A 17,834-nucleotide genomic window follows, 5' to 3' on the forward strand; every position below is an offset into this window, starting at 1 on the left:
CTCGACGATGAATATCCCCGGCCGGCGGGCCGGGGGCAGGTGCGTTATTATTCGGGCAATCAGAAGTCGACGTTGACGCCCAGCTGCCAGGTGCGGCCCGGCATCACCGCCAGCGCTTTATCGTTGGCGTCCTGGTTGGTGCCGGTCTCGATATTGCGGCTGCTCAGGTAATCCCAGTATTTACGATCGGTGAGGTTGTAGACCCCGCCATTGAGGCGCACGTTTTTCGCCACCTGCCAGTACGCGGTCCAGTCCAGCATGCCGTAGCCCGGCACGCGCATATAGTCGCTGCTGGCATCGGTGATGGCGGATCCGCTGTTGCTGTAGCTTTCGCGGTTGGTGGCGGTCGCCTGTTTCCCTTTGACAAAGGTCGCCGTCAGGGCGGTGCCGTAGCGTTTCGCCGGATCGTCCCACGCCACGCCGACGATGGCTTTCATTGGCGCCACGCTGTCGAGGTCGACGTATTTATCGCCGCTGTAGCTGGATTTCGATTTCCCTTCGCTATAGCCGAGGGCGAGGGTGGCGCTCAGGCCGTCCACCTGCTCAAACCAGGTGCCAAAGTTAAATTTGGTGCTAATCTCACCGCCGTAGATATAGGCTTTATCGCGGTTTTCCGCCTGATAAATGGTGTAGATGTTCGACGGCACATTCGTGAACTGGCCCGGATTGTTGGCGCGGGTATAGCGGGTATAGGCGATAAAGTTCTTATAGCTGTTGTAGAACAGCGCCGTGCGCAGGGTGATGCCTTCGGTAACTTCCCCTTTCAGCCCCCACTCGAGATTATCGCTGGTTTCCGTCTTCAGATCGGTATTGCCGATCAGGGCATACTGCTGGCTGCCGGCGTAGCTGGAGCCGAGGTTCCAGGAGCCATACAGCTGGCTGGCGTTGGGGAACTGCGCCCCGCGCTGGTACTGCAGGTAGGTCATCAGGCGCGGGGTGAGGTCGTACTGGAAGGTCAACGACGGCAGAACCTGGGTATCGCTGTTTTTGCCGTACAGATTCGCCACCGACGATTCGCTCAGCACGCTGCTGTTGGCGGCGAGATCGGACAGATTTTCCGGCTTAGTCGATTGATGCACCACGCGCACGCCGGGAATAACGGCGAAGTTGTGGCTATCAAGGTCGAAGTTGATCTTATCCTGGACAAAGCCGCCGAGGGTGTAGCTGCGGCTGTCTGCCTCCGGCTGCATGATCTCGCTGTAAACGCTGGGGATCGGCGACTGGCTGAACGGCCGCTGGGTTTTGCTGGTGCTGGCGTTGAAACCGGCGCTCAGATCGTGGCGGCCCAGGGTTTTCGCCAGCGCGGTCTGCAGGCCCCAGGTGTCGGTATCGTAGTTAGAGTTCACCGTCTGCATTCTGCGGGTGACGCTGTCCGGCATATAAGTCCAGTCATGGGCTTCGGTATGCTGGTAGTAGATTTTTGTGGAGACGCTGTCGAGGTAGTCGTTCATCGGCGTCCAGTCATCCTTCAGGCTCAGGCCCCAGCGCCGGGTCTGGCTGGTCTGGTTGGCGGTGCCGATGGTGCTGTTGCCGCTGGAGTCCCAGGTATCGTAGTGGGTGTGGTTGGTTTTATGGTAATAGTCGAAGGTGCTGGTCAGCTTGTGCTCATCGTTAGGCTGCCAGATCCCGGAGGCCAGAAAAGCATCGGAGTGCCAGTTCGCCGGGTAGGCGTCGACGGTGCCGCTGTTGTTTTCGGTTTCCTGGCCGTCACGGCGGCTATAGACCAAAATCCCGCGCAGGAACTCATCGCCGCCGGCGACGGTCACCCCGTTGTGCCAGCTGCGATCCGCAGAGTCGTAACCGCTGCGGTAGCCGAAGGCGCTGGTCTTGCCCGGGCGCAGGTAATCATCCGCCGATTTCGGGCGGAAGGAGACATTCCCCCCGATAGCGCTGTTGGCCGTTTCCGTCGAGGTGGCGCCGGACTGGATATCCACGCTGCCGTACATATACGGGTCGATATAATCGCGGCCGATACCGAAGGTGTTGAGCCCGGCGCGGCCGACGTAGCCGCGGCCGGTGGCGTTGGGTTGCGCGATACCGTCTACGTCGATGCCGACGCGGTTGCTCTCCATACCGCGAATGTTGTAGCCGGTGTAACCTCCGCGGTCGAAGCCGCTTTTGCCGTTGCCGGAGCCGCCGCTGGCCCCGGTGGCGCTAATGAGCGGCTCATAGCGCATGATTGAGCCGAAATCGTTAGCGCCTTTATTCTCCAGCTCCCGGGCGCTGATGCTGTGTTCGCTACCGGCTTTCTGCACCGGCGCGGGGGCGGTGACGGTCATTTGTTCCGAGGTGTCATCCACCGCCTCGCCGCTAACGGCGGAAGTATCTGCTGCGATGGCAGAAGTCTGATAAATTGCTGCAAACAAAGAGGTCACCAGCAGGCGTTTTTTACACCATGCTGCTGACGGAGTCGATTTGTACATAGTCGCCACGCCTTGATCGTTATTAGTATCGGCTCACGCGTTACTTCCAGAGTTGCAGGTTGCTCCGTCTTTTCCGTTGCGGATGGGGTCTTACTCCATTTGTTGATTGCGAATGGTAATGATAGGTATTATCGTTTGCAACAAAATAATCATGTGTCTTCATTTAAACTGCACTTTGTTTACAATTTGCCCTTTCAGACTTAGCGAGACGACGATGAACTCAAAAGCGGCCATCACCATCACCTACTGTTCCCAGTGCAACTGGATGCTGCGCGCCAGCTGGATGGCGCAGGAGCTGTTACATACCTTCAGCACCGACATCGCCTCGGTGACGCTGGTGCCGGGGACCGGTGGGATCTTCACGATCGATGTCGACGGTCAGCAGATCTGGGAGCGCAAGCAGGATGGCGGTTTTCCGGATGCGGCCGAGCTGAAACGCCGGGTGCGCGATGTCTGCTTCCCGGAGAAGCCGCTGGGCCATGTGGATAAAGGTGACCAGAAGGGGTGACAACCCCCTCCGGACGACAAGCGCCCGGAGGAGAAGCCGTTAGCGGGCTAACTGCACGTCAACCAGCACGCTTTGTCGGCGGGTGCGTATGAGGGATACCGCTTCTTCCAGCACGCCGGGGAGATCTTCGGCCCGGGAAACCGACAGGGCCGCCGCGCGGCTGGAGGCGGCGATCGCGGCGAAATCCGGCGAGGTGGTAAAGGCGGTGGCTGGAATGGTTTCCGCGCGGGCCGCGTAGCCGTCCGGGTAGAGCGCTTTGGTGCCGCCCGCGACCGCGCCCCATCCGCCGTTATTTCCGACCACGACGAGGACAGGCAGCTTCATTACCTCCGCAATATGGTGGCAGACCGCAGGGTTGGCGAACAGGTACGACCCGTCGCCGACGGCGGCAATAATCAGCTCTTCCCGGCGCGCAAGCTGCAGCCCCAGCGCGATGGGCAGGGCTTCGCCCAGGCCGCCGGCCAGCGCTTCCTGGTAATAGCTCTCGGCATGGGTCAGTCCGGCAAACTGCGGCAGCGTGGTCAGTTCAGAAACGATCCGGCCGCGGTGTTGATTAGCCAGATGGCCGAGGCAGTAGCTGAGCCAGGGTTTGGTAATGGCCCCGGTCTGGCTGGCATGGAGAAGCGCGTCGCGCTGGTTTTTCTGTTGCTGGATGCGGCTCTGCGTATATGCCGCCCGCTCCGCCACATGCTGCTGGCGGGCGGCCTGCAGCGGGCGCAGCGCCTCTTCCAGCAGGCTGAAGACTTCATCGGTCTCGCCCGCCAGGTTGATGTCCGCGCGATAGCCGCGCACCGGGTAGCGGGAGAAGAGCGGATCGGGCCCCATCTGGATCACGGTGCAGTCCTGGCGACAGTCGCCCTCGGCGATCATCCATGGCGCCTGCGAGTCGACCACCAGAATCACATCGGCGTCAGCGAGCCAGACGCTGGGATCAGCCCCGGCGAGCAGGGGATTATCGGCGCTCAGGGTAACCTCGGTGCCCCAGTATTCCACCAGAGGGATCGCCCATTCGCGCACCAGACTATCGAGGCGCGCAAAGCCTTCCGCCGTTCGGGCGCCGCGCTGGGCGAAGATGACCGGGTGTCTGGCGCAGGCGATTGCCTCGGCTGCGCGGGCGATATCTTCCCGGACTGGCGCATAGCGGACCGGCTGCTGCGAAGGGCCAGCCTGCAGCGCGGCCTCATCGACGGCAAAGGTTTCGCACAGTGGCTCACGCGGTAAGCTCAGGTAGACCGGCCCTTTCGGCAGGGAGCTGGCGATCGCCCAGGCCCGGTCAACATGCTCGCCGATCTGATCGGCCAGCCGCAGTTCAAAATCCCACTTCACGGATTCACGGATCAGCGCCGCCTGGTCGCGCATCTCCTGGCCGTAGCCAATCGGCGTATTGCGGCAGCCGAAGTGGGAATGTTCGCTTATCGGCGTGCGGCCGCCAAAAATCAGCACCGGGATATTGCTGTTCGCCAGATTGATGACGCCGCAGGCGGCGTTGGCTAGCCCGACGTTGGTGTGAACCATCACCGCCTGCACCTTGCCGGTGCCGAGGTAATAGCCATGGGCCATGCCGATGGCGGCGTTTTCATGCGGGCAGATCACTAACTCCGGTACCTTTTGCCCGGTCGCCCGGGCCTTTGCCCAGGCTTCAATGACTGGAGGATAATCGGTGCCCGAGTTGATAAAAATATACGCCACGTCCAGCGCCTGTAGCCGATGCAGTAACAGTTCAGCAGCCGATAATGTGATAGAGGCCATATTCTCTCCGTATTCACGCGGTGTAATCGCGGTAATTAAAAGGTTAAGAAAATAAATCCGCCCATCGTAATGATGGAGGCAATAATACTCAGCGCCATCGTCGAGGCCATTTCCTGCTCGCCGGTTTTATACTGCATAGCAATAATTATCGCGATGGAGCCTACCGGGATAGCCATCGTCAATACGACTTCCTTTATTTGCTCCATGCTGAAGCCCATTTTTAATAAAATGAGATAGCAGGCGCCGGGGACCAGAATATTGCGGGCGATAACGGTGATAATGGTAGCGGTGGTGATAACAATGCTGCGCGTATAGAGCACGATCCCGGCGGCAAACAGCGCCAGCCCGCCAGAGGCTTTGCCCAGCAGACCCAGCGACATCGAGATAGTCTGCGGAATATGGATATCCGCCAGCACGATGATCAGGGCGATCACCGGCGACCAGACCACGGGTTGTTTAATGGCGTTCACCACCCGTGCGCCAAAGGAAATATGCTGGCTCTTATCGCCGGTGGCGACCGACATCAGTATCATCACCAGCGGCAGCTGGAAGACGTTTTGCGTGATGCTGGACACGGTGATCAGCGACGCGCTGACGGTGCCAAATAAAAAGGCCAGCACTGAGGTGCCGATAAACGGGACTGCCGGCGAGCCGATGGCCAGCGCCTGCAGCGTACTGAGGGCGAGGTCGCGTCGAAACAGATAGCGGGCGACCAGAAAGGGAATGACGAAGCTGAGAATCAGCGCCAGGATGATAGCCACGGCGACCGGGCCCATGGTCATGACGATGTGTCGCGGCGTCATCACCATATTGCTGAAAATACTTAGCGGCAATGCGTAGAGCATCACAATTTTATTGATGTCTCCCGCCTGCTGCCAGTTAAAGTCTTTTCGTTTACCGCTAATATAGCCGATGATGACGGTAATGATGACCGGTAATATAGCGCCTGAAATTAATAGAATATTGTTCTGTGTCATGGTGATATATTCTCATTATAAATTATCTTCGGTTCAGAAATGTGTTTTGCCGTGGGTGGTGAGATAAATAAATCCTTTTGAAGTATGCGTTCCGGTGATTTTTGAGCGTATTGATAGCGATATTTATTCGCTAAAAAAGGGCGCAGGGGAAATGCAAAAACCGTTTATTCAATGAGTAAATATCATGCCAATGAAATTTAAGCAGATTCAGGCATTTATTACCGTCGCCCGCGAAGGCAATATGACCCTGGCCGCAGAGAAAATGGGGATCACCCAGTCGGGACTGAGCCGACTGCTATTGAGTCTGGAAGCGGACCTGAGCGCATCCTTATTCGAACGACATAAGCACGGCATGGCGTTGAGCGAATATGGCAGCGCCTTTTTACCCTACGCGCTGACGATGCTGAATACCGAACAAAAGGCGCGCGAGGAAATTGAGCTCATCCGCGGCGCCGGGAAAGGCATTCTGCGGATTGGCTGCGTTTCCAGTCTGCTGACCAGCCATTTCATCGATAAGCTGGCGGCTTTCCATCAGCGCCATCCCCAGATCCATCTGCGGATCGTCGACCGCATTGACTCCGAGCTGTATAAGCTGTTGCTGATGCACGACATCGATATCGCCCTCTGCGGTCCCTTACCGCATGATGAGAAAATCGTGGTGCGGGGCAAAATTAACTGGCAGGACCGGATCTGCATCGTCGCCAGGCAGCACCACCCGCTGCATCAGGCGGCGGACGTCACCCTGGAGGCGATGCTGGACTATCCGTGGATTATGCCGCCGCCGTCTAGTACGCCAATGAACATCCTGGCGGATATCTTTCGCGCCCGGCAGTTGCCCTGTCCGCAACCGGTTATTGAGTGCGCCTCATCCTCGGCCATTAAGGCCTTTCTGTGCGAGAGCGATCTGTTAACGTCGATGCCGGCCCCGGTTTACCGACACGAAGAAGCGCTTGGCCTGCTGCGCCCGTTTGAGCTCGAGGGCAGCGTTTTTATCCGGGATTTCTATGCCTACAGCCATTTCGGGGTTCTGTCCGGGGCAGCCCTGCAGTTGATTCAGCATCTGAAGCAGTGAGTCTGGTCGGGTATGGATATTAAGGTGTATGATAAATGCATCTTAAAAAAGACGAAAGGCAGGGAGATGGGGAAGCGTATCGAACGGGAAAAAATGACGATTCAGCGGATGATTGCCCTCTACCAGCGGCGCAGTCCCGAGGCGCAGGCCGATGATGCGCACTATCAGGCGCTGAACGCCTACGCTGACAAGCGCCTTGATAAGTGCGTGTTTGGCGAGAATAAACCGGCCTGCAAGCAGTGTCCGGTGCACTGCTACCAGCCGGCGAAGCGCGAGGAGATGAAGCAGATTATGCGCTGGGCCGGGCCGCGGATGCTCTGGCGCCACCCGATCCTCACTGTTCGCCATCTGCTGGACGACAGGCGCCCGGTGCCGCCGCTGCCGGAAAAATATCGACCGAAAAAGTAGCGGCTTTCCCTGGTCAGCGCTGCGCAGCCGGGCGACAAGTCGTGCTCTTGTAGCCCCGGCAAGGCGTTAGCCGCCACCGGGGATAATTGCTGAAGTTTTCTGTTTCTGACTATCGCGGATCGTGCTTGCGACAAAGGCGACCACAAACAGCGCGGTAAACAGCACCACGATAGTCGGCGCTGGCGCGCTGTCGAGATAAAACGCCAGCCACACCCCTCCCGCCGAGCAGCCGATGGCCACCGCTACCGCCAGCAGCAGGGCGTGGATAAAGCGTCTCACCAGCAGAAGCGCGATCGCCCCGGGGGCAATCAGCAGCGAAATCGACAGAATAATCCCCACCGACTGCAGCGTCGCGACGATGGTCAGGGCGATCATGCACAGCAGGCCGTAGTGCAGCAGTCCGCCGCGCAGGCCGCTGGCTTTAGCCTGCGTTGGATCGAAGGCGTGCAGCAAAAAATCCCGCCATTTGAGCCCGATGATCAACGCAATCACCAGTGCGATCGCCGTCGTTTGCCCAATATCGCTGAGGGATATTCCCAGCATATCGCCGAACAGGATATGGTCGAGATGAACATCGGACTGGATCGCTACGTACAGCACCAGTCCGGCGCCAAACATGCCGGAGAAGACAATCCCCATGATAGTATCGCGCTTGAGTCGGCTGTTATCGTCGAGAAAACCGGTCGTCACGGCGCACAGCAGACCGGCGATAAACGCGCCGATGGCGAAGGGGATGCCGATAATGTAGGCCAGCACCACGCCCGGAAAGACCGCGTGGCTCATGGCGTCGCCCATCAGCGCCCAGCCTTTGAGCACCAGAAACACCGACAGCAGCGCGCAGGGAATGGCGACGACGATCGATATCGCTATCGCATTGACCATAAAAGGAAACTGGAACGGGGCCAGGAACAGGTTCAGCATGCGGCCTCCCTGGCGCGGCGGCGGCTGGCCAGCAGGCCGTGCTTCGGCGCGAAGATAAAGGTGATGAGGAACAGCAGCGTTTGCGCGACCACGATAATGCCGCCGGTGGCGCCGTCGAGATAGTAGCTGAGCCAGGCGCCGAAGAAACTGGTCAGGCTGCCGATAGACACGGCGATGGCCAGCAGGCGCGGAAAGCGGTCGGTTAACAGCCACGCGGTGGCCCCGGGAGTGACCACCAGGCAGATGACCAGAAAGGCGCCGACGGTCTGCAGCGCCGCCACGGTGCAGGCGGCCAGCAGGGTAAAGAACAGCAGCTTCAGGCCGCGGGTGTTCAGGCCAATCGAGCGGGCATGGTGTTCATCAAAGAAGGTCACCATCAGGTCTTTCCATTTCAGCAGCAGAATCGCCATTGAGATAAAGCCGATCGCCGCCAGCTGGATAATATCCTCCGGGGCGATGGCCAGAATATTGCCGAGGATGATGGTCTGGATATTCACCGACGTCGGATTCAGCGACACCATAAACAGCCCGATCCCGAAGAAGGAGGAGAAGATCAGCCCGATAATAGCATCCTCTTTTAGCCGCGAGCGCTGTTGCAAAAACAGCATGCTGCCTGCCGCCAGACCGCCGGAGAGAAATGCGCCGAGCGCGAAAGGCAGGCCGAGCATATAGGCCCCGGCGACGCCGGGCACAATCGAGTGGGAGAGGGCGTCGCCAATCAGCGACCAGCCTTTGAGCATCAGGTAGCAGGAGAGAAACGCGCAGACGCCGCCCACCAGCGCCGACACCCACATCGCATTGAGCATATAGTGATAGCCAAACGGCTCCAGCAGCCAGCTCATCGTGGGCCTCCCGCCGCGCGCCGGCTGATAAACGGCCGCTCGTCATCGGTGATAACCTGCGCTTCCCCGCCGGTCAGCGCGACGTGGCGCAGCACGCCGCTGAAAGCCCGCTCCAGATTCTCGGCGGTGAAGGTGGTTTCTGTCGGGCCGCTGGCCAGCACGGTGCCTTTCACCATCACCGTATAATCACAAAATTCACTCACTGACCCGAGGTTATGGGTGGAGACCAGCATGGTACAGCCCTCATCGCGGAGCTCGCGCAGCAGGCTGATGATCCGCGCTTCGGTCTGCACATCGACGCCGGTGAAAGGCTCATCCAGCAGGATCACCTGACCCTGCTGAGCGATGGCGCGGGCAAGAAAGACGCGCTTTTTCTGCCCGCCGGAGAGCTCGCCAATCTGCCGATGGCGGTACTCGCTCATGCCCACGCGGGCCAGTGCGGTATCGACAATCTCGCGATCGCGCGGCTTTGCCCGCCGCAGCCAGCCCATATGGCCGTAGCGGCCCATCATCACCACATCCTCCACCAGCACCGGGAAGGACCAGTCCACCTCTTCCGACTGCGGGACATAGGCGACCAGGTTCTGGCGCAGCGCGCGGTTGACCGGCTGGCCGAGTATGGCGATCTCGCCGTGGCCGACACGCACAAAGCCCATCAGCGCTTTAAACAGCGTGGATTTACCCGAGCCGTTAACCCCCACCAGCGCGGCAATGGAGCCGCGCGGCACGCTGAACGAGGCGTCGCGCAGGGCAGTGTGGCCGTTGCGCCAGGTGACGGTGAGCTGGTCGACATACAGTCCCGCTTGCGCTGCATTCATGGCTGCTTCCTCATCCCGTCCTGGATACCGTTGACGATGGTTTCGGTGGTGACGCGCAGCAGGTCGAGCCAGGTCGGCACCGGGCCGTCGGCGGCGCTCAGCGAATCGACATACAGCACGCCGCCGTAGTGGGCCCCGGCTTCCCGCGCCACCTGACGCGCCGGTTTATCGGAGATGGTGCTTTCGCTGAAGATGGTCGGGATGCGTTCTTTCTTCATGGTGTCGATAACCTTGCGCACCTGTTGCGGGGTGCCCTGCTGGTCGGCATTGATCGGCCACAGATACAGTTCGCGCAGGCCATAGTCGCGGGCCAGATAGGAGAAGGCTCCCTCGCTGGTGACCAGCCAGCGCTTATCCGCCGGCAGCTGCGCCAGTCTGGCCTGCAGCGGCGCCATCGTCTGACGGATCTTCTCTTTGTAGGCCTCGGCGTTACGGCGATAGGTGTCGGCGTGAGGCGGATCGTACTTCACCAGCGCATCGCGAATGTTATCGACATAGATCAGGGCGTTATCTGCCGACATCCAGGCATGGGGATTGGGCTTCCCGCTATAGGGGCCCGCGCTGATGCCCATCGGCTGGATCCCCTCGCTGACCACCACCTCCGGAACGCCTTTTAAGTGCTGATAAAAACGGGCAAACCACCGTTCGAGATTAAGCCCATTGCTGAGGATCAGCTGCGCCCCCTGCGCGCGTTTGATATCGCCGGGCGTGGGCTGGTAATCATGGATCTCCGCGCCCGGTTTGGTGATGGAGCTCACGTCGGCGGCGTCGCCGGCCACGTTCTGCGCCATATCGGCGATAACCGTGAAGGTGGTGATAACCCTGAATTTCTCCTGCGCCGAGGCCGGCGTCGCGGCCAGCAGAGCCAGCGCGCTGGCCAGCAGCAATGATTTCAGCGGTGTCAGGTGTAGCATAGGATCCCTCGCAATGGTGTGGTTAATTTCCCAGCGTTTATAGCCATTGCTATGTTATATAGCACAAGCTATTTATAAATGAAAATAATTCTTATTTGCATGCGTGGGTAATAATGAGCCGGGAAACGAAAGCGCGAAAAGGGGAGGTAAGTCTGGCCCGGCGCCAACCGGGCGAAGATCAAGAGATATCGGCGACCGACTGGCGCGGGATCAGGCGGCCAGCCAGCGAGCGGCCCTCGGCGGTGAAGGTTGGCCGGTCGTCAATCAGGCTGCGAATACGCTGAATACAGTTATCCAGCAGCGCCTCCAGTGGCCAGGAGATGCAGGTCAGCGGCGGGTAGAGCAGCGAGGCGAGCGGGGAATCCTCAAGGCTCAGCAGGGAGACCTCCTGCGGGACGGCGATGGTGAATTCGCGCAGCAGACGCATCGCCTCAGCCGCGTAGCGGTCGCGTTTAACGATAATGACTGAGTATTTACTGAAGCTGTTAATTAAGGTCAGCAGCGCCTGCTCGACGTCATCGTTGGCCGTCAGCACCAGCTGACGGTTAAAAGGAATGGAGTAGTTCTGCAGGACGTTGCGGTAGCCTTCCAGCATCTGACGGCTGGCATCGTCGCTATCGCTGTCCACCAGCAGGGCGATGTTGCGGTGTCCCTTGCCAATCACATAGCGGCAGGCGCTTTCGGTGGCAAAGGCGAAGTCATAGCCCTGGCTGTTGCTCCCGGCGACGCCGAAGCGGTCAAAGGCGATAACGTTGCGCGGCGCGTCGGCGGCAACGGCGCCCAGCACCACCACCGCCACGCACTGGCGCTGCAGATCGTCGATTACCGCCGCCTGCTCTACCGGGTCGCTGACGTACTGGACCAGCAGGCTTTTATTCAGCCCTTTCAGCGCCTGAGAGAGCAGCGGCAGCAGACGTGCGCCGTGGCTTTCGTCCTGCGCGGAAATCACCAGACCAACGTGGCTGGATGTCTGACTGGCGAGGTTTTGCGCGGCAAAGCTCGGGCGATAGTTGAGTTCTTCAACGGCCCGCAGCACAGCTTCCCGGCTCTCTTCGCGCACGCCCCGGGTGCCGGTCAGCACGCGGGATACCGTCGCTCTTGAGACATTCGCTAATCTTGAAACATCATCAATCGTTGGCATGGCTTTTTCTGTCTGAACATTTTCGCCTAGCTTAACATACCTGCTGAAAAAAGTGTCTACCGCTGCCCTTGCGCGGCGCCGGGAAGCCGGGGCAGCCAGGCCGCGCCGCGCACGCCGCTGGCGTCGCCGAAACGGGCCGGTTTGATCTGCGTGCGGCAGGTGTCGGAGAAGATCCACGGCACGATGGCGGCAGGCAGATCGCGATAGATCTGGCTGACGTTGGACAGACCGCCGCCCAGCACAATCACCTGCGGGTCGAGAATATTGATCACCGACGCCAGGCTGCGGGCAAAGGCATCGATAAAGTGTCGCCAGTGGGCCAGCGCGCGCGGATCGCCGTTTTGCGCCGCGGCGACAATGGCTTCCGCACGGGCTTGTTCCCCATAGCGGCGGGCGAAGCCGGTGCCGGAGAGAAAGCTTTCGATGCAGTTCGTTTTGCCGCAGTAGCAGGGCTGCGGCGGGCCATCGCGCTCAGGAGTATAGCCCGGCAGCGGATTATGCCCCCACTCCCCGGCGATAGCGTTGGGGCCGCTGAGTAGCTGTTGATGAACGGCGATCCCGCCGCCGCAGCCGGTACCGATAATCACCCCGAAGACGGTGGTAGCTCCGGCGCCGGCGCCATCCACCGCCTCCGAAAGGGTGAAGCAGTCGGCATCGTTTGCCATCCACACCGGCTGGCCAAGCTGCTGCATGATATCCCGGCGCAGATCGTGACCGTTGAGCACCAGGCAGTTGCAGTTTTTAATGCGTCCGCTTTGCGGATCGATAGCTCCTGGCAGGCCGATCCCCAGGGTGAACGGCTGCGGGTTGACCGCGCGAATATCGGCAATCAGGGTCAGCAGCTGACGCATAAAGGCGTCATAGCTCTCTTTGTGGGTCGGCCGGCGCAGGCGCTGGACGCATTCGCCCGCCGGGTCCAGCAGTACGGCTTCCATTTTGGTGCCGCCAATATCTATTCCAAGATGTAACATAGTGACCTCGGGGAATCAGGCCCGGCCAGCGCGTCTGGCCGGGCAAGGCGCTAGGCGTGAAGCGGCTGCGCGCGGTAAATCGCAATCAGTTCGGCAATAAGCTCTTTCGCCAGAATGGATGTCATCAGGTGATCCTGAGCATGGACCATTACCAGCGTCATTTTGGTTTTTCCCTCGCCTTCGTCAGCTTCGATAAGCTGGGTCTGTACAAGGTGAGCTTCGCGGGAATAGTGCGCCGCTTCCTGCATTTTGGCGTCGGCGGTGGCGAAATCACCCGCTTTAGCGGCGTGCAGCGCTTCGTAGCACAGGCTACGTGACTGGCCGGCATTGATGATGATCCCCATCACCTGTTCTTCTAATTCCATGATTATCCTCTGAATCGTTAGCGTTAAGCGGTTTGCGCCGCGTTGTCAGCCTGGCCGACGGCGTTTTCACGCTCCTGGGCCAGCAGCTGTTTTTCGTAAGCTTTGAGAAATGGCAGGTACATCACCATGGCGGTAGCCATACAAATGAGGCACAGGATCACCGGGCTAAAGCTCCAGTTCGCCGCCCACGAGGCGCCGATAGGCGCCGGCGTTGTCCACGGCGTCATCGACACTACGCGGCTGACCAGGTCCAGCTTCAGCGCGAAGTACGCCAGGGTCGCGTTGACCATCGGCACCAGCACGAACGGCAGGAAAAACAGCGGGTTCATGATGATCGGCGCGCCGAACAGAATCGGTTCGTTGATGTTAAATACGCCCGGCACGACTCCCATCCGGCCGATCGTCCGCAGATGCACGGCCTTGCTGCGCAGCAGCATCAGCGCCAGCGGCAGGGTGGAGCCGACGCCGCCGATCAGCAGATAGTGATCCCAGAAGCCCTGGACATAGATGTGCGGGATAGCGGTGCCAGCGGCCATGGCCGCCTGATTGACCGACAGGTTGGCCATCCAGAACGGGTTCATGATCCCGGTGACGATCAGCGCGCCGTGGATCCCGGCGAACCACAGCACCTGACAGACCAGCACCGACAGCAGGATCGCCGGCAGCGTATCGGAAGCCGCGACCAGCGGCTTCACCAGCGACATGATCGCTTCCGGAATGATCATCCCCAGCTGGGCTTCGATAAACAGGTTCAGCGGATGCAGCGTCAGAATGATCGCCAGCACCGGGATCAGGATTTCAAACGAGCGCGCCACCCCGGCAGGCACTTCCGGCGGCAGGCGAATGGTGATGTTATGCCGTTTGAGGAAGGCGTACAGCTCGGTGGAATAGATGGCCACCAGAATGGCGGTAAAGATCCCCTGACCGGAGAAGTAGGCAGTAGAGATCTGGCCATCTTTCAGCGGCGCGGCTACCAGCAGAAACGACATCAGCGACAGCATCCCGGCGGTCAGCGAGTCCAGATGATGGTGTTTGGCGAGGCTGGCGGCGATCCCGACGGCGATAAACAGGGTCATCACCCCCATGCTGAAGTTGAACGGCAGCATCAGCGCATCGCGATGATCGAGCGAAAATTGCAGCCAGGCGCGGGCGAATCCCCAGGTGGTGTCGGGTGAGAAGGGGGGAAAGATAAACACCAGCAAAAACGAGCCGACGATCATAAAGGGCAGGGCAGTGATAAAGCCATCGCGGATCGAGGTGACATATTTTTGCTGGCCGATCGCGCCGGCCATAGGCGTGATCTGCCGTTCGATCACGTCGATCAGTTTAGCGTACAGAGAGCTCATGATCTTTCCTTAGTTCTTGTTTTCGATAAGGGAAAGGGCGAAATCAAGGACCGCGGCGCCTTTTTGCATGCCGTAGTCCATCATATTGATGGGTTCGACGCGGATACCGTATTTATCCGCCTGTTTTTGCAGGTCCTGCTGCATGTATTTCACCTGCGGCCCCAGCAGCACCACCTGATAATGGCCAACCTGTTCGGCGAACTCCGCTACGCCATAGGCGTTGATCTCTACCGGCAGGCCCCGCTGTTCGGCTTCCGCAATCATTTTTTTCATCAGCAGGCTGGTGGACATGCCTGCCGAACAACACAACATAATTTTTTTCATAATTACCGCTCCTGATGAGGTTGGATGAGCGGACTATAGTCAAAATGGATGCATTACGGAAAGCGCTTTCCGTTTGTGGATTTATTAATTGTGACCATGATCACCTATGGCAGGCTTTCACTTTCCGGTGTTGTGGGCGATCATCCCGGCGAGACAACCATTCGCAAAGGTAGGAGTATGAACATTCAGTTAATGAATGTGGCCGTGGACATCATCGAGCAGCGGCTGGCGCCGCTGGCGAACGTTCTGACGCGCAACAACCACATTACGGCGATGCGCGATAGCTTTGCGCTGGCTATGCCCTTTGTGATTGTTGGCAGCCTGTTAGTTCCCATTTTGTTTCCGCCCGTTTCCATCGACGGCGCCTCGCGTTTCGGCCAGGTCTATTTGCTGCTGCGGCCTATCCTGCTGCCGACCTTTCAGCTAACTATTGGCCTGGTGGCGCTGATTGTCGCCTTCGGCGCCAGCGCCAGTCTCGCCAAGCAGTACCGTCTGCCGGAACGGCTCTGCGGTTTAACCGGGTGTCTGGCTTTTCTGCTGTTTATCGGCTTTCGCGAGACTGCGGTGAGCAATGTTTATCTCGGCGGTATGGGGATATTTACCGCCCTGATATCCAGCACCTATTCCATTGAGATAATTCGTTTTTTCTACAAAAAAGGCTGGTGCATTCGCTTGCCTGATGAAGTGCCGCTGATGACCCGCAATGGCTTTCAACTGCTGATCCCGCTGCTGGTGGTGATGCTGTCGATAAGCGTGATGAATGCCATACTGCTGCAGACCACCGGACGCATCGTACCGGAGTTGATCAGCGAAGCGGTGCGGCCGCTGGTGCTGGCGTCCGACACGCTGATGGCGGTACTTATCTCTTTATTTATCTGTAACTTACTCTGGTTTATCGGTATCCACGGCGCGCTGATCATCACCGGGATCATGAACCCCTTCTGGATGACCTATCTGTTTGAAAATCAGCAGGCGCTGGCGGCGGGTTCGCCAACGCTGCCGCATATTTATCTGCAGGGGTTCTGGGATTTTTACCTGCTGATCGGCGGTATTGGCTCCACCTTGCCGCTGGTGCTGATGGCGATGCGCAGCCGCTCGCGGCAGCTGAAAAGCGTGGCCAAGATTGGCCTGCTGCCGTCGCTGTTTAATATCAACGAGCCAATACTGTTTGGTTTTCCGGTGATCATGAACCCGGTTTTTTTACTGCCGTTTCTCTTTGTTCCGCTGATAAATGCCTGTATCGCATGGTATTTAACTCAGCTGGGTATCCTCGACCGCGCGGTGGCGATGCTGCCATGGTCGATGCCTTCCCCGCTGGGGGCGGCATGGTCGGCGAACGGCAGCTGGAAAAATTTGTGCATGAGCCTGTTCGCGATGTTTAACGCCTGGATGCTCTATCGCCCCTTCTTCAAAGTGTACGAACGTCAGCTCGCGGAAACCGAACGCTGACCCCCTCGCCGTCGGCGGCTTATCCCCCGGCGGCACCTGCTCATCTGCTCCTCCTTCCGCTCCACTGCCGGCGCCCGGCGGCATTCTTGTCATTTTATGTGATCAGTCTCACGAATATATTCGCCGCAGAGCTAATTTTGTGAACCAGATAGGCAATTATGGAAAGCGCTTTCCGTAAGTGGATGTACATTTCCGTTTTTGATCCGTAAATTTCCCCTCCGTTATCGGTTCGTGTTAACAAACATAACGTGGGAAAAAAATAATGATAAAGCTGAAACACTCAATACCTCTGGCTCTCCTCTCGCTGGCAGGGGCCAGCAGCCCGGCCTGCGCCGATCCGAAGTATGATTTTGCGCTGCATGGCTATATCCGCTCCGGGATCCTGGCGAACTCCGATGGCAACCGCGCGGACTCCGTCGGCCTGATGCCGGACGGTAAGTGGCGACTGGGCAACGAAGAAGACACCAAGATCGAACTGATCCCCACCGTGACGCTGACGGCGGACAGCGGCGTGGTGGCGAAAGTGCAGGCCAACCTCACTCACCAGTCGAAATGCACCTCCGACTGGAACTGTCAGGATGACGATGGCCATGACGTACAGTTTCGTGAAGGGTTCGCCGAGCTGAGCAATCTGGATTTTGCGCCGGAGATGACCTTCTGGGCCGGTAAGCGCTACAGCAGCTCCAACACCTCCAGCCATCAGTTCGACTGGGAGTACATTCAGTACAACGGCACCGGCGGCGGCTTCGATAACATGGATCTCGGCTTCGCCCGCTTCGACGCCGGGGTGTACGCCTTTTCACCCACCGATGAAACCAAAGCCTACCCGGTGGATAAGGGAGATCAGGGCTACCCGGATGACTATTCCCTCAACCTGTGGCTGAAAAAGATCGCGGGGACAGGCTTCGATCTGGAGCTGATCGGCCACCACATGAACCGTAACGAAAACCATCCGACTTCCGCCGAGAAGGGCTATGGCGTGACCGGTATTTATAACTTTGACGGCTTCTATGGTCTGACCGGAGGATACTCCCGCCTCGCATTGCAGTACGGGAAAGGGCTGGCGGCGGGTGACTCGCTGGGTAAAAACGGCTGGGGCTGGGCCAACCTGGAAAACACCCAGTCCTGGCGAGTGGTGCTGGATAGCGTGGCCTCGATGGGCGATCTGGAGATCTCGACCTTCGCTTTCTGGCAGAAAGATAAAAACTACCGCTGGTGGACAGAAGATGAAAATGGCTGGGGACGCTCGATGTGGGTCGCTGGTATCCGCCCTTATCATCAGATCACCCGCAACTTTGCCATGCAGTACGAGCTGGGCTACGAATACCTGGATGACAAAAACTACAAAGGAGTAAACGGCAAAGGCAAAGGCGGCCTGACCAAAGTCACCGTTGCGCCAACGCTGACCTTTGACTCCGGTTTCTGGGCGCGTCCGCAGTTGCGCTTCTTCGTCACCTACGCGAAGTGGGATAAAGGTGTCTCCGATGCATTAGACGGTAACTACAACTGGGATACCAATACCATCACCGCCGGCGGGTATTCCCGCAGTGGCTCTACCGATACCGTTAACTTCGGCGTACAGGCCGAGGTCTGGTTCTAAGGAGAG

17 protein-coding genes are annotated in these 17,834 nt (G+C 58.9%); 5 read left to right on the forward strand and 12 right to left on the reverse strand.

The genetic code is table 11. The features are described from left to right. Window positions 1–59 precede the first annotated feature (59 nt). On the reverse strand, window positions 60–2,423 hold the full coding sequence (locus AB1E37_RS05190) for a TonB-dependent receptor (protein WP_004174666.1): 2,364 nt from the start codon (window positions 2,421–2,423) through the stop codon (window positions 60–62). Between the two features lie 214 nt (window positions 2,424–2,637). On the opposite strand from AB1E37_RS05190, the gene AB1E37_RS05195 reads away from it, so the two are divergent. Continuing rightward, window positions 2,638–2,931, forward strand: a complete 294-nt coding sequence (locus AB1E37_RS05195; protein ID WP_002915045.1) for a SelT/SelW/SelH family protein — start codon at window positions 2,638–2,640, stop codon at window positions 2,929–2,931. 39 nt (window positions 2,932–2,970) lie between these two features. Here the strand turns inward: AB1E37_RS05195 and AB1E37_RS05200 are convergent, their stop codons facing one another. Both AB1E37_RS05200 and AB1E37_RS05205 read right to left on the reverse strand, forming a co-directional pair. Next, window positions 2,971–4,680 carry a thiamine pyrophosphate-requiring protein gene (locus AB1E37_RS05200; RefSeq protein ID WP_004185403.1) on the reverse strand — a complete coding sequence of 570 codons (1,710 nt, stop codon included), beginning with the start codon at window positions 4,678–4,680 and terminating at the stop codon, window positions 2,971–2,973. Between the two features lie 35 nt (window positions 4,681–4,715). Next, window positions 4,716–5,657, reverse strand: coding sequence for an AEC family transporter (locus tag AB1E37_RS05205; protein WP_032448044.1), 942 nt, complete (start codon window positions 5,655–5,657; stop codon window positions 4,716–4,718). Window positions 5,658–5,841: 184 nt separating this feature from the next. On the opposite strand from AB1E37_RS05205, the gene AB1E37_RS05210 reads away from it, so the two are divergent. Together AB1E37_RS05210 and AB1E37_RS05215 are read left to right on the forward strand one after the other, a co-directional pair. Further along, window positions 5,842–6,729, forward strand: coding sequence for a LysR family transcriptional regulator (locus AB1E37_RS05210; protein ID WP_004151056.1), 888 nt, complete (start codon window positions 5,842–5,844; stop codon window positions 6,727–6,729). Window positions 6,730–6,795: 66 nt separating this feature from the next. Then, window positions 6,796–7,137 carry a nitrous oxide-stimulated promoter family protein gene (locus tag AB1E37_RS05215; RefSeq protein ID WP_004193741.1) on the forward strand — a complete coding sequence of 114 codons (342 nt, stop codon included), beginning with the start codon at window positions 6,796–6,798 and terminating at the stop codon, window positions 7,135–7,137. A gap of 66 nt (window positions 7,138–7,203) precedes the next feature. Here the strand turns inward: AB1E37_RS05215 and AB1E37_RS05220 are convergent, their stop codons facing one another. The 9 genes from AB1E37_RS05220 to AB1E37_RS05260 all read right to left on the reverse strand — a co-directional run bounded on the left by AB1E37_RS05220 (window position 7,204) and on the right by AB1E37_RS05260 (window position 14,779). Further along, complete coding sequence (locus AB1E37_RS05220) at window positions 7,204–8,058, reverse strand: metal ABC transporter permease (RefSeq protein ID WP_004181059.1); 855 nt, start codon at window positions 8,056–8,058, stop codon at window positions 7,204–7,206. Beyond that, window positions 8,052–8,900, reverse strand: coding sequence for an iron/manganese ABC transporter permease subunit SitC (sitC, locus tag AB1E37_RS05225; RefSeq protein WP_004185394.1), 849 nt, complete (start codon window positions 8,898–8,900; stop codon window positions 8,052–8,054). The genes AB1E37_RS05220 and sitC overlap by 7 nt, the downstream gene beginning before the upstream one ends. Then, window positions 8,897–9,718 (reverse strand): manganese/iron ABC transporter ATP-binding protein, encoded by an 822-nt coding sequence (locus AB1E37_RS05230; RefSeq protein ID WP_032448043.1) that lies wholly within the window; start codon window positions 9,716–9,718, stop codon window positions 8,897–8,899. The genes sitC and AB1E37_RS05230 overlap by 4 nt, the downstream gene beginning before the upstream one ends. Next, window positions 9,715–10,632, reverse strand: coding sequence for a metal ABC transporter substrate-binding protein (locus AB1E37_RS05235; RefSeq protein WP_004174672.1), 918 nt, complete (start codon window positions 10,630–10,632; stop codon window positions 9,715–9,717). Before AB1E37_RS05235 ends, AB1E37_RS05230 begins: the two co-directional genes overlap by 4 nt. A 178-nt stretch (window positions 10,633–10,810) precedes the next feature. Then, window positions 10,811–11,773 (reverse strand): LacI family DNA-binding transcriptional regulator, encoded by a 963-nt coding sequence (locus AB1E37_RS05240; protein WP_002915031.1) that lies wholly within the window; start codon window positions 11,771–11,773, stop codon window positions 10,811–10,813. 56 nt (window positions 11,774–11,829) lie between these two features. Beyond that, the gene (locus tag AB1E37_RS05245) at window positions 11,830–12,744 is read right to left on the reverse strand and encodes an ROK family protein (RefSeq protein ID WP_032448042.1); all 915 of its coding nucleotides are present in this window, start codon (window positions 12,742–12,744) and stop codon (window positions 11,830–11,832) included. Window positions 12,745–12,794: 50 nt separating this feature from the next. Then, window positions 12,795–13,109 carry a PTS lactose/cellobiose transporter subunit IIA gene (locus AB1E37_RS05250; RefSeq protein ID WP_002914983.1) on the reverse strand — a complete coding sequence of 105 codons (315 nt, stop codon included), beginning with the start codon at window positions 13,107–13,109 and terminating at the stop codon, window positions 12,795–12,797. A gap of 23 nt (window positions 13,110–13,132) precedes the next feature. Then, complete coding sequence (locus tag AB1E37_RS05255) at window positions 13,133–14,455, reverse strand: PTS cellobiose transporter subunit IIC (protein ID WP_002914981.1); 1,323 nt, start codon at window positions 14,453–14,455, stop codon at window positions 13,133–13,135. A 9-nt stretch (window positions 14,456–14,464) separates the two neighbouring features. Beyond that, the gene (locus AB1E37_RS05260; RefSeq protein ID WP_002914979.1) at window positions 14,465–14,779 is read right to left on the reverse strand and encodes a PTS sugar transporter subunit IIB; all 315 of its coding nucleotides are present in this window, start codon (window positions 14,777–14,779) and stop codon (window positions 14,465–14,467) included. A gap of 177 nt (window positions 14,780–14,956) precedes the next feature. Here AB1E37_RS05260 and AB1E37_RS05265 point away from each other — a divergent pair, with 177 nt between their 5' ends. Both AB1E37_RS05265 and AB1E37_RS05270 read left to right on the forward strand, forming a co-directional pair. Then, complete coding sequence (locus AB1E37_RS05265; protein WP_004151052.1) at window positions 14,957–16,228, forward strand: PTS sugar transporter subunit IIC; 1,272 nt, start codon at window positions 14,957–14,959, stop codon at window positions 16,226–16,228. A 262-nt stretch (window positions 16,229–16,490) separates the two neighbouring features. Beyond that, window positions 16,491–17,828, forward strand: a complete 1,338-nt coding sequence (locus AB1E37_RS05270; RefSeq protein ID WP_002914972.1) for a carbohydrate porin — start codon at window positions 16,491–16,493, stop codon at window positions 17,826–17,828. Window positions 17,829–17,834: the final 6 nt, after the last annotated feature.

Source organism: Klebsiella sp. Shm-1 (assembly GCF_040804525.1).
In the GTDB taxonomy this organism is placed as follows: domain Bacteria; phylum Pseudomonadota; class Gammaproteobacteria; order Enterobacterales; family Enterobacteriaceae; genus Klebsiella; species Klebsiella pneumoniae.

What these genes read in the sequence shown, in the direction of transcription:
- AB1E37_RS05265 (WP_004151052.1), top strand. Translation starts at nt 14,957, where the DNA reads ATGAACATTCAGTTAATGAATGTGGCCGTGGACATCATCGAGCAGCGG.
- AB1E37_RS05215 (WP_004193741.1), top strand. Translation starts at nt 6,796, where the DNA reads ATGGGGAAGCGTATCGAACGGGAAAAAATGACGATTCAGCGGATGATT.
- AB1E37_RS05245 (WP_032448042.1), bottom strand. Translation starts at nt 12,744, where the DNA reads ATGTTACATCTTGGAATAGATATTGGCGGCACCAAAATGGAAGCCGTA.
- AB1E37_RS05230 (WP_032448043.1), bottom strand. Translation starts at nt 9,718, where the DNA reads ATGAATGCAGCGCAAGCGGGACTGTATGTCGACCAGCTCACCGTCACC.
- AB1E37_RS05270 (WP_002914972.1), top strand. Translation starts at nt 16,491, where the DNA reads ATGATAAAGCTGAAACACTCAATACCTCTGGCTCTCCTCTCGCTGGCA.
- AB1E37_RS05200 (WP_004185403.1), bottom strand. Translation starts at nt 4,680, where the DNA reads ATGGCCTCTATCACATTATCGGCTGCTGAACTGTTACTGCATCGGCTA.
- AB1E37_RS05220 (WP_004181059.1), bottom strand. Translation starts at nt 8,058, where the DNA reads ATGCTGAACCTGTTCCTGGCCCCGTTCCAGTTTCCTTTTATGGTCAAT.
- AB1E37_RS05260 (WP_002914979.1), bottom strand. Translation starts at nt 14,779, where the DNA reads ATGAAAAAAATTATGTTGTGTTGTTCGGCAGGCATGTCCACCAGCCTG.
- AB1E37_RS05235 (WP_004174672.1), bottom strand. Translation starts at nt 10,632, where the DNA reads ATGCTACACCTGACACCGCTGAAATCATTGCTGCTGGCCAGCGCGCTG.
- sitC (WP_004185394.1), bottom strand. Translation starts at nt 8,900, where the DNA reads ATGAGCTGGCTGCTGGAGCCGTTTGGCTATCACTATATGCTCAATGCG.
- AB1E37_RS05240 (WP_002915031.1), bottom strand. Translation starts at nt 11,773, where the DNA reads ATGCCAACGATTGATGATGTTTCAAGATTAGCGAATGTCTCAAGAGCG.
- AB1E37_RS05250 (WP_002914983.1), bottom strand. Translation starts at nt 13,109, where the DNA reads ATGGAATTAGAAGAACAGGTGATGGGGATCATCATCAATGCCGGCCAG.
- AB1E37_RS05190 (WP_004174666.1), bottom strand. Translation starts at nt 2,423, where the DNA reads ATGTACAAATCGACTCCGTCAGCAGCATGGTGTAAAAAACGCCTGCTG.
- AB1E37_RS05255 (WP_002914981.1), bottom strand. Translation starts at nt 14,455, where the DNA reads ATGAGCTCTCTGTACGCTAAACTGATCGACGTGATCGAACGGCAGATC.
- AB1E37_RS05205 (WP_032448044.1), bottom strand. Translation starts at nt 5,657, where the DNA reads ATGACACAGAACAATATTCTATTAATTTCAGGCGCTATATTACCGGTC.
- AB1E37_RS05195 (WP_002915045.1), top strand. Translation starts at nt 2,638, where the DNA reads ATGAACTCAAAAGCGGCCATCACCATCACCTACTGTTCCCAGTGCAAC.
- AB1E37_RS05210 (WP_004151056.1), top strand. Translation starts at nt 5,842, where the DNA reads ATGCCAATGAAATTTAAGCAGATTCAGGCATTTATTACCGTCGCCCGC.